A 10,221-nucleotide genomic window follows, 5' to 3' on the forward strand; every position below is an offset into this window, starting at 1 on the left:
TCCCGGCGGCTCACTACGCGTTACTCTAAGCGTTCTGCTCGGCGAGCCGTTCGGCAATCCGTTCGGCGATCCGGGTCATATTTTCGTTGTTGTCACGATGCACGATAATGTTATCTTCAATACGGATGCCGCCGTAGGGGCGATACTTATCGACCACATCCCAGTTAATGTACTTGGAAGACTCGCTGCTTTTCAGATCGGCAAGCAGAGACTCTATAAAATACAGGCCAGGTTCGATGGTAAAGACCTGACGGGCTTCCACCGTGCGGGTACAGCGTAAAAATGGGTGTTCGTCAGGCGCAGGCTTGGGTGTGCCGCGGTCGTCCATTACCAGCCCGCCCACATCATGCACCTGTAACCCCAGGAAGTGGCCAATTCCGTGCGGGAAGAAAGTACGGGTAATACCCTGCGTCAGGCAGTCCTCAGCACTCATGTTAACCAGTCCGGCCTGCACCAGCACATCGGCAATACCCTCATGGGCCGCCAGATGAATATCGGCATAATCCACACCAGGTTTTAACCTGCCGGCCAGTGACAGGGTTAACTTATCGAGTTCGCTGATAAGCCCTTTGAACGGATTATCTCCCACCGTGTAGGTGCGGGTGATGTCTGCCGCATAGCCATTGTAATTCGCACCGGCATCAATCAGAAAGGAACGATGCTGGTCTGGTTTAGCAGTGTCGTAGTGCATGTAGTGGAGAATCGAACAATGTTCATTAAGGGCAATGATACCGGTGTAGGGCACATCGTTGTCGCCCTGCTGAGTAGCAGCATTGTAAGCGAGGTTTATATTAAACTCGCTTTCGCCGGCAAAGAACGCCTGCGCCGCCGCCCGGTGACCTGCCACCGCTATACGGTTAGCTTCGCGCATGCAGGCCAGCTCATAGTCAGTTTTATAAGCGCGTTGGTAATGTAAGTAATGCAGTGCCCGGTCGGGATTCACATTGGTAAAGCCTAACGCACTGGCTACTTCAATATACTCACCTACGTAGGCAAAGTTGCGTTTGTCGTACGGCAGATGCTTTTCCACCATATCCGCCTGCCTGAGCATGACCACGTCGAAACAGTCAGTCCAGTATTCGTTGGGCTCAGGCGGCACTTTGTGCCAGAAGTCGGTGGGCCGGTAAAAAATGAGCTTGGGTTTATCCACCCCGTTAACCACCAGCCAGCAGTTTGGGTTATCGATAACCGGTAACCAGGCCTTAAACTGTGGGTTAACCTTAAAAGGATAATGGTTGTCGTCTAAAAACAATCGCTTGCTTTGACCTGAGTGAATAACCAACCCTTCCAGTCCTTCCCGTTCCACGGCTTCGCGGGTACGTTGCTGAAGGGTTTCAATATGCGCTGCATACAGGTCGTGATGCTCTGTCATAGTGCCTCTGTCGTTATCTTTTATGCTTATATTATGGCGCATAACACTACCACGGGCCTAAGGTAAAGTCAGGCTGTCTGCCGAGAGTTTCATGCGACTCAAAGTATCGAACAGGTGCGACGGCTGGCCAAGTTGTACCTGATAGATATAGCGGTAAGCCATCACCGCTTTAACATAATGACGGGTTTCCCGGTAGGGGATGTTTTCAATCCACACATCCAGCGATTGCTCACCGTTGGTTGGCAACCACTCCATCACCCGCTGCCAGCCAGCGTTATACGAAGCCGACACCAGCACCGGATTATAATTAAGCTTCTCGTTGAGGTATTTCAGATACTGAATACCAAATTCAAGATTTTGCTCTGGCTGAAGCAGAGTACGATACCCCACCCGCTGCTTACTGATGTAATTGACGGTGCCCGGCATCAGTTGCATCAGGCCCCGGGCCCCGGCCGGTGATACCGCATCAACCATAAACGAGCTCTCCCGTCGGGCAATCGCCATAGCCAGCGCCGGGTCGACCTCATGCTCTGAAGCCTGCTGCTGAAACTCTTCGGCAAACGCCATGGGAAAACGGCGGCGCACATCGTTGAAGTAACCGGTTTGAGCAAAGCCGATAATGGCCTGATCGTGCCATCCCCAGTCGCTGGCAAGCAGCGTTACCGCCCGCTTTTCTTCGTTGGTCAGGCGCCGGTTCAGGTAATACCACTCACGCCGTGCTTCCACAAAGCGGCCCAGCTTAAATAACTCGTAGGCGCGTTGCACCGCCGGCACCGTGCTCATTCTGGCCAGGGTGTAATCGCTCATTTCAAGAGGCTTATCGGCCAGCTCCGGCGGTTGTTGCAAACGGGCACTGGCCAGAAACCCGTAATAATGACGCTCTTTGGCTAACTCACCATAAAGCTGTTGTGGCACCTGCTCAGCATTAAGCTCTGAAAGTCCCCGAGCCCGCCAGTAACGAAAAGCGTCCTGGCGCTGCTCATCTGCCGGTGCGGTCTGAATGACTTCCAGCGCCTGCTGCCAGTCACTTTGCCGCAGCATATAGGCAAGATGCCAGTGTCTGACGTCTTCTTCAGCATCAGGCACGTTCGCCTTCGCCAGCCACTCACTGGCGTTATCATCGCCTTCAATCACCAGACTGATGGCAATGGCGCGATAAATTTGTCTGATTTGTGCCTCACTGAATGCGATTTTGCCCTGCCAGTACTGAAAAGCTTTTATCGCTTTGGTTGGCGTCTGCCAGGCCAGCCGGATCAGACCGTAATAAAGCACGGCCTTTTCCTGCTCCGGATACTTACGGGGAAACAGACTGTATTTCAGTACCGTAGACGATGAGCGACGGGTCTGCCGCCATAAATCCACCAGATAATGATGCGAGGCAGGCAGCCGGCGCTGCAGATAGCCCAACAGATTACGATCGCCGCCTCTGACCACTTTTTCGATGCGCCCCAACACCCTGTCGGTGGTCATATGGCCAGCCTGTTGCCACTGTTTAAATACCGGATCGCACTCATCCGGACGCGACTGTCCGGACAACCAAAGCGCATCAACCTGCTCAAACCAGTAGTCCGGGTTGTCCGACTGCTGTAGCTGATAGTGCAGATAGCGGCAGGTATATTTAGTGCCAAGCCCCGGTTGATAGGCTTCAATAAACGCCGCTTTTCTTTGCTGTTTGCTAAGTAAATCCAGCCAGCGCTTGCGCAAATGCGTCGCCAGAGGCGTACCAGCATAGCGGGCAAGAAATTCATTAACGGTGGTGTCGGACAGGCTCCCCAGGGTGCGCTCGGCAAGTCGCAGTTTTAAATATGGTACCAGCGGATAGTTCGCCAGATCCTCAATGTCTTTGTGTATAGCGGGTAGTTTTGATACCGGCAGTGTATTGAGTTGTTTCTCCAGGCTTAAAAATTGTTCGCGTTGCTGTTCACGCAGTTTGCCGTCTTCGGCCACCGCATACGGCGAAGCAAACCAATTCAGTAACGTGATTAGCAGTACAAACCGCAATGCCTGCACAACATCTCCTTTTTTGCCCGGGCCATATCAGAGTCTTGTAGTGTAGAGACTCTGCGTCCGGGATGACAGCGATATTCGATGACTCGCTTTTGTACGAGTTTCAGGGCAAAAAGTAACCAACAGTGCTAACATCAACAACAGCATTGCCGGAATCGCCTGCCCGTATATCTAATTTAGCAAAATTGGCAAAAAATGGCAGCGACAGGAATGGCTATACACAACTATAAATAAATTAAATATGCGTTAAAGGGCTTGAAAACGTTACCTTAGACACCATTGACTCAACATAATTGAAACACCTGTTTGAATTTTTGTTGATATTTTTCTCTGCATTGGAAAGAATCAGGGTTTTAAAGAAAACGCGCCTCCCTACAATTTTATTAATTTCACGCGTAACGCTGAAAGGAGACAACAATGATCTACGAAGGCCAAAATCTAACGGTATCACTGTTGGATAACGGTTTTGCTGAGCTGGTATTTGATGCCAAGGGCTCGGTAAATAAATTCGACCGCCAGACAATCAGTGACCTGGACGAAGCTACCCAGGCAATCGCTGCTAACAGCGATGTAAAAGGTGTGGTAGTTCGCAGCGCCAAACCGGCTTTTATCGTTGGTGCCGACATCACTGAATTTACCGATATGTTTGCTCAGCCAGAAGAAGAAGTGCTGGCCTGGGTTTCCAAAACATCAAAAGTGTTTGACCGTTTCGAAGATCTGCCGGTCCCCACCGTCGCTGCCGTGAATGGCTTTGCGCTGGGTGGTGGTTGTGAGATGGCACTGGCCTGTGACCTTCGCGTTGTGGATACCACGGCTTCTATCGGCCTGCCGGAAGTGAAATTAGGCCTGATGCCTGGCTTCGGTGGTACGGTTCGCCTGCCACGCCTCATTGGTTCGGATAACGCCCTTGAGTGGATGACCACGGGTAAAGACAGAAAAGGCCAGCAGGCACTTAATGAAGGCGCCGTTGATGCCGTTGTTGCACCTGAAAAGCTGACTGAAGCCGCTCTTAGCATGGTGGCGGATGCCGCCGCCGGCAAAATCGACTGGCAGGCTCGCCGGGCCAGCAAGAAAGCGCCGCTCAAATTAAACAGCAATGAAGCGATGATGAGCTTCTCTACCGCTCAGGCTTTCGTTGCTGCCAAAGCAGGTAAGCACTACCCGGCTCCGCACATGATGGTAGAAACTGTTAAGAATGCTTCGTCACTGGATCGTGATGGCGCGCTGGCGCTGGAAAACCAGGGCTTTGTCAAACTGGCTAAAACCGATGCGGCGAAAGCGCAGATTGGTATTTTCATGGCCGACCAACTGGTGAAAGGCAAAGGTAAGAAGTTAGCCAAGTCAGCCACTAAAGCAGTCAAAATGAATGCGGTACTGGGTGCCGGTATCATGGGTGGCGGTATTGCTTACCAGAGCGCCGTGAAAGGCTTGCCAGTAGTAATGAAAGACATTAACCAGCCCGCTCTGGACCTCGGCCTGTCTGAAGCCGCTAAGATCCTTAACAAAGGCATGCAGCTGGGTAAAGTTACGCCAGAAAAAATGGCTAAAACCCTCAATGCTATTACTCCATCGCTGGAATACAGCGCCATTAAGGACGTTGATCTGGTCATTGAAGCGGTAGTTGAAAATCCGAAGGTTAAAAGCATCGTTCTGAAAGAAACCGAGCAGCACGTGGATGACGACACCATCCTGTGTTCAAACACCTCTACCATTTCGATTAACCAGCTGGCAGAAAGCCTGGAAAAACCAGAGCGCTTCTGCGGTATGCACTTCTTTAACCCGGTGCACCGCATGCCACTGGTCGAAATCATCCGCGGCGAGAAAACCTCAGACGACACCATTGCTGCCGTAGTAGCGACCACGCTGCAAATGGGCAAAACGCCGATTGTAGTAAATGACTGCCCGGGCTTTTTGGTGAACCGCGTATTATTCCCTTACTTTGCAGGCTTCTCGAAACTGGTACTCGATGGCGCCGATTTTGTTGCCGTTGATAAAGTAATGGAAAAACAATTTGGCTGGCCAATGGGCCCGGCCTACCTGCTCGACGTAGTAGGAATGGATACGGCAGACCATGCCGCCTCGGTTATGGCAGACGGTATTCCTGAGCGTATGGCAAAAGTCGAAAACGATCCGGTAACGCTATTGTTCAAAGAAGAGCGTTTAGGTCAGAAGAATGCCAAAGGCTTCTATAACTTCAGTAAAGATAAGCGTGGTAAGCCGAAGAAAGATGCGGCCCCTGAAGCTTATGAGCTGATTAAACCTCACCAGGCAGAAGCCAGTGAGTTTAGCAGTGAAGAAATCATTGCCCGCCTGATGATCCCGATGGCCAACGAAGCGATTCGTTGTCTTGAGGAAGGCATCGTGGCAAGTGCTGCCGAAGCCGATATGGCCCTGATTTACGGACTTGGCTTCCCGCCGTTCCGTGGTGGTATTTTCCGTTACATCGAAACTATGGGATTAGCGAACTTTGTCGAACTTGCCGACAAATACGCCCATTTAGGTCCGATTTACCAAATTACAGACGGCGTTCGTCAAATGGCCGCTGAAGGTAAATCTTACTTCGCTTAATCACCTTAGGAGACATAATCATGAAAGATGTAGTAGTTATTGACTGTATTCGCACACCCATGGGTCGCTCCAAAGGTGGCGTATTCAGAAACGTTCGTGCCGAGAGTTTATCGGCGCACTTAATGAGTGCCCTGATTGCCAGAAACCCCAATGTGGATCCGGCAGAAATTGAAGACATTATCTGGGGCTGTGTGCAGCAAACCAAAGAGCAGGGCTTTAACGTTGCCCGTAATGCCCAGCTGTTAACAGAAATTCCACGTAGTACTTCTGCGGTAACGGTTAACCGTTTGTGTGGCTCATCCATGCAGGCGCTGCATGATGCCACTAAAGGTATCATGACCGGTCAGGGCGACGTGTACATGATTGGTGGTGTGGAGCACATGGGTCATGTGCCAATGACCTTTAACCTAGACTTCCACCCGGGTCTGGCAAAATATACCGCCAAAGCGTCTGGTAACATGGGCATGACAGCAGAACTGCTGGGCCGTCAGAACGGCATTACCCGTGAGATGCAGGATGCCTTCGCAGCCCGCTCACACCAGAAAGCGCATCAGGCACATCTGGAAGGCCGCTGGGCTAGCGAGATTGTCGCCACCGAAGGCCATGATGCTGACGGCGTGTTAAAGATGGTCGACTTTGACGAAGTTATCCGCCCGGAGAGTACCCCAGAAACCATGGCTGCGCTGCGTCCGGTATTTGATCCGGTTAACGGTACTGTTACTGCGGGATCTGCTTCGGCGATTTCAGACGGTGCTTCGGCAATGCTGCTAATGTCGGCCGATCGTGCCAAAGAGCTGGGCCTGACACCACGCGCTAAGATTCGCTCAATGGGTGTGGCTGGCTGTGACGCGGCGATCATGGGTTACGGCCCGGTGCCTGCTACCCAAAAAGCCCTCAAGCGTGCGGGCTTAACCATGGATGATATTGAGATTGCTGAGTTTAACGAAGCCTTTGCAGCTCAAGCGCTTAGCTGTATCAAGCAACTTGGCTGGCTGGATAAGTACGACGAATGCGTTAACTTAAACGGCGGTGCCATTGCGCTTGGTCACCCTCTGGGTTGCTCAGGCTCTCGTATCAGCACCACTTTAATTAACCTGATGGAAGCTAACGACAAATCAATCGGTCTGGCGACCATGTGTATTGGTTTAGGCCAGGGTATTGCTACCGTATTTGAACGCGTGTAGGTCAGTATAACTTCATTGAAAGGGCACCTTAGCGGTGCCCTTTTTTGTTGTCGCCAGAAAATCTGAGCTTTACCGGCATGCCCGGCGTAGTTAACCCATTGCTACTTTGTTTTTGCCAGGGAGTTTTCATGAAGGTAACGATGTTCCTTTTTTCTTTGATTAGTTTGTTTTCTTTTTCTGCACACGCCGCTGAATATGCTATTGAGCAGGTGAAGGACAATGTGTATCGCTTTACTGCCGGCAACTATCATTCGGTATTTGTCACCACTGAACAGGGTACTATTGTTACCGATCCCATCAGCCCTGATGCGGCGAGCTACCTAAGGCAATACCTTTCCCAAAAAAAGCTACTGCCAGTAAGTTATATGCTGTACAGCCACAATCATACCGATCACGTTAGTGGTGGCGAACAGCTGGCCAGCGATAAAACCGTAGTGATTGCTCACCAACAAGCTGCCCGGGACATTGTATTTACCCGCCTGCCAACCCGGCAACCTGATATTACATTCAACGATGAACTAACCGTTACTTCCTGCTCAACTCAGGTTCTCCTGGCTTACCATGGCGAGAATAACGGCAAGGGCTCGGTAAGCTACCTTATTCAACCCGCCGGAGTATTGCATGTTGTAGATTGGATAGTGGTAGGTCGCTTACCCTATAAAGATCTGCCCGGCTACGACATACAGGGCATGATCAGCTCCACCAAAGCGGTACTTAATCGCTACGACTTTGAGGTGTTTGTAGGCGGCCATGCCGATATCGGTACTCGTGCGGATATTGAACATTATCTGGCGTATCTGGAAGCGCTTTATAGTGCCGTAAGAGACGGCATGCTGGCCGGAAAAACGTTAGCGGAATTACAGCAAAGCATTACACTAGAGCAGTTCAGCGATCTGAAAATGTATAACGAATGGCTGGCCGACAATATTAAAGGCGTGTACCAGTCACTGGTGGACGATTCCTATTTTAATTTTCGGGCTGACCTTGATACGACCTAATGACCTTTAAAGTGCTGCGTTACTGCATCAAACAGGCTGGCACAGCGTTGGTAGCCGGATGCTACACCATCACTTTCGTAGTTCGAATCCACCAGGTATAAGTGCTGTATTCCGGCACTTTGCCCGGCCTGTATATCTGACATTTTGTCGCCAATCATCACCGAGCTTGCCAAATCAATCTGATGTTTTGTGGCAGCAGCGTTGATCATGCCTGGATTTGGCTTACGGAAATCACAATCTTTAAGGTATTCGCCCTGGCCGTGGGTGGCATGATGGGGGCAAAAACGTACATCGGTAATGGCGACCCCATGTTGGGAAAATTGCTCACACATCCATTTGGTAAGTGCCGCAAACTTCTCTTCGGTATAATATCCCCGACCAATCCCCGCCTGATTTGTGACAACAATGATGACATAGCCTTCATCCACAATGCGTTTGCAGGCTTCAAACACACCAGGTGCAAACTCAAAACTCTCGGGCTCGCATACATAGCCGTGATCAATGTTAATTACACCATCCCTGTCGAGGAAAAACGCTTTACGCACTGCTTCAGGCATATTAAGTGTTCCGTGATTTAATAAAGTAAAGATTAACTAGATTACGCATAAGCTCATAATTAACGTTATAATATTTCGAGTTTTTCAAAAATAAAATTGAACCCTATGTTAACTCAAATAAAATCAAAAATTCGCAACTCTATTACCGTTAAAGAACAGGTCATTCAGGATGATGCACTACTATCAGAATTACAAACGTTGATAGAAGCCTGTATTGACTCACTTAAAGATGGCGGGAAAATTATTTTTTGTGGTAACGGGGGCAGTTTTGCCGATGCACAGCATTTGTCTGCAGAGTTTACTGCAAGGTTTGAGCGGGAACGTTCATCATTGGCTTCAGTTGCTTTAGGGACGAACAGTTCAACCTTAAGTGCTATTGGCAATGACTATGGCTATGAATATGTATTCTCAAGAGAGCTAGAGAGTATCGGTCAGGACAAGGACATTTTTATCGCCATATCAACCAGTGGTAATAGCAAAAACGTAGTCGAAGCTGTCAAGGTAGCAAATGCGAAAAGTATCAAAACCTGGGGATGGACAGGTCAAGGAGCGGGCAAGATGGCAGATATGTGCAATACGTTACGGATGCCGTCTTCTAATACAGCTCGCATTCAGGAGTGCCACATTATGCTTGGTCATATTCTTTGCGGCGCGGTAGAAGAGCTATATTTTAAATAAGCGGTATTTAGCGATAGCAATCGATGGGGAAGCGCTCAGTGATTTCTATCGCGTAGACACCATTAATATTTATCACATAGGTACGGTAAGCAGTCTCTACTGAAGTCTTACCATTCTCAGACAAAGAATTGTCTACGCCAAAATCAAAAATCTCCCGGTAGGACTCAAGGCCTTCATCTCTTAGTAATTCGCCAATCCCTATCTTATTTGCGATCAACCTCTCCGCCGTTGAGGATGGAAGTCGGGATAAACAAATATAGGAATCCGCTGTGGCATAACTGGTATCAGTGTATTGGCCAACTAACTCTATTTCCCGATGAAGAAACTGCCCTACTTCGTCTTTATCAAAGACCGTTATTCTATTAGGTTTTTGTACCAGTTCCTGCGTAATGCTGACGACTTTGATGGGTTCCCAGTAAAAGGCCTCAAGAGTTTTAGTCACTGTACCATCTGTTACTAACAGCGTTCTCAAGAAAGGCGGAAGCAAAGACAGATCGACTTCTTCGCCATTATTATTAATAACAGCGCCACCGTCGAAAAACCCTTTCGTTTTAAAATGCTTTCTGATCACTACTAATCTTATCAATTACTTTTAGGCGCAATTCTATCATTGCTGGTTACATTTAATATGGGTTTTATTTTTGTCCGATTGGTTAAGATGTTACTGGTGCTAATATCGGTAGTTCTGAACTCTACGGTTGGACGATGGGGGTCCCGGTCTTCGCCGAGCGAAACCGGGATGACAGTTCTTTGTTTTATTAAATTAAGAAAGCTCTCACATGGGGCTGCGCCGGTCACCGGTGAAGAACGGTGCTTCGTAGAAGCATGGCGAATGCCGGTGGCATTCGACAAGTGAT

Annotated in this window: 9 protein-coding genes; 4 read left to right on the forward strand and 5 right to left on the reverse strand. The window is 49.5% G+C overall.

All coding sequences use genetic code 11. The features are described 5' to 3' along the window. Positions 1 to 25 precede the first annotated feature (25 nt). Together pepQ and D9T21_RS10260 are read right to left on the reverse strand one after the other, a co-directional pair. Positions 26 to 1,372: a Xaa-Pro dipeptidase gene (gene pepQ / locus D9T21_RS10255; protein WP_123324851.1), complete on the reverse strand. Its 1,347-nt coding sequence runs from the start codon at positions 1,370 to 1,372 to the stop codon at positions 26 to 28. A 57-nt stretch (positions 1,373 to 1,429) separates the two neighbouring features. Then, the gene (locus D9T21_RS10260) at positions 1,430 to 3,382 is read right to left on the reverse strand and encodes a transglycosylase SLT domain-containing protein (RefSeq protein ID WP_123324852.1); all 1,953 of its coding nucleotides are present in this window, start codon (positions 3,380 to 3,382) and stop codon (positions 1,430 to 1,432) included. A 414-nt stretch (positions 3,383 to 3,796) separates the two neighbouring features. On the opposite strand from D9T21_RS10260, the gene fadB reads away from it, so the two are divergent. The 3 genes from fadB to D9T21_RS10275 all read left to right on the forward strand — a co-directional run bounded on the left by fadB (position 3,797) and on the right by D9T21_RS10275 (position 8,129). Then, positions 3,797 to 5,947 (forward strand): fatty acid oxidation complex subunit alpha FadB, encoded by a 2,151-nt coding sequence (gene fadB / locus D9T21_RS10265; RefSeq protein WP_123324853.1) that lies wholly within the window; start codon positions 3,797 to 3,799, stop codon positions 5,945 to 5,947. Between the two features lie 20 nt (positions 5,948 to 5,967). Further along, the gene (fadA, locus tag D9T21_RS10270; protein WP_105935708.1) at positions 5,968 to 7,131 is read left to right on the forward strand and encodes an acetyl-CoA C-acyltransferase FadA; all 1,164 of its coding nucleotides are present in this window, start codon (positions 5,968 to 5,970) and stop codon (positions 7,129 to 7,131) included. 128 nt (positions 7,132 to 7,259) lie between these two features. Beyond that, entirely contained in the window at positions 7,260 to 8,129 is an 870-nt protein-coding gene (locus tag D9T21_RS10275; protein WP_241155680.1) for an MBL fold metallo-hydrolase, read from the forward strand. On the opposite strand, the gene gmhB is transcribed toward D9T21_RS10275, so the two are convergent. Beyond that, complete coding sequence (gene gmhB / locus D9T21_RS10280; RefSeq protein WP_123324854.1) at positions 8,126 to 8,686, reverse strand: D-glycero-beta-D-manno-heptose 1,7-bisphosphate 7-phosphatase; 561 nt, start codon at positions 8,684 to 8,686, stop codon at positions 8,126 to 8,128. The genes D9T21_RS10275 and gmhB overlap by 4 nt on opposite strands. A gap of 105 nt (positions 8,687 to 8,791) precedes the next feature. Between gmhB and D9T21_RS10285 the strand changes: the two genes are divergently transcribed. Further along, positions 8,792 to 9,364 (forward strand): D-sedoheptulose-7-phosphate isomerase, encoded by a 573-nt coding sequence (locus D9T21_RS10285; protein WP_123324855.1) that lies wholly within the window; start codon positions 8,792 to 8,794, stop codon positions 9,362 to 9,364. A 7-nt stretch (positions 9,365 to 9,371) separates the two neighbouring features. On the opposite strand, the gene D9T21_RS10290 is transcribed toward D9T21_RS10285, so the two are convergent. Both D9T21_RS10290 and D9T21_RS22865 read right to left on the reverse strand, forming a co-directional pair. Next, positions 9,372 to 9,935: a chorismate--pyruvate lyase family protein gene (locus D9T21_RS10290; protein ID WP_164464642.1), complete on the reverse strand. Its 564-nt coding sequence runs from the start codon at positions 9,933 to 9,935 to the stop codon at positions 9,372 to 9,374. A gap of 11 nt (positions 9,936 to 9,946) precedes the next feature. After that, the coding region (locus D9T21_RS22865) for a hypothetical protein (RefSeq protein WP_206427259.1) at positions 9,947 to 10,221 on the reverse strand (275 nt) is incomplete at its 5' end.

This window comes from Marisediminitalea oceani, assembly GCF_003731635.1.
Lineage (GTDB): Bacteria > Pseudomonadota > Gammaproteobacteria > Enterobacterales > Alteromonadaceae > Alteromonas > Alteromonas oceani.

Bases quoted from the DNA above. Each gene is read 5' to 3' on its own strand.
- gmhB (WP_123324854.1), bottom strand. From the start codon at position 8,686: ATGCCTGAAGCAGTGCGTAAAGCGTTTTTCCTCGACAGGGATGGTGTA.
- D9T21_RS10285 (WP_123324855.1), top strand. From the start codon at position 8,792: ATGTTAACTCAAATAAAATCAAAAATTCGCAACTCTATTACCGTTAAA.
- pepQ (WP_123324851.1), bottom strand. From the start codon at position 1,372: ATGACAGAGCATCACGACCTGTATGCAGCGCATATTGAAACCCTTCAG.
- fadB (WP_123324853.1), top strand. From the start codon at position 3,797: ATGATCTACGAAGGCCAAAATCTAACGGTATCACTGTTGGATAACGGT.
- fadA (WP_105935708.1), top strand. From the start codon at position 5,968: ATGAAAGATGTAGTAGTTATTGACTGTATTCGCACACCCATGGGTCGC.
- D9T21_RS10275 (WP_241155680.1), top strand. From the start codon at position 7,260: ATGAAGGTAACGATGTTCCTTTTTTCTTTGATTAGTTTGTTTTCTTTT.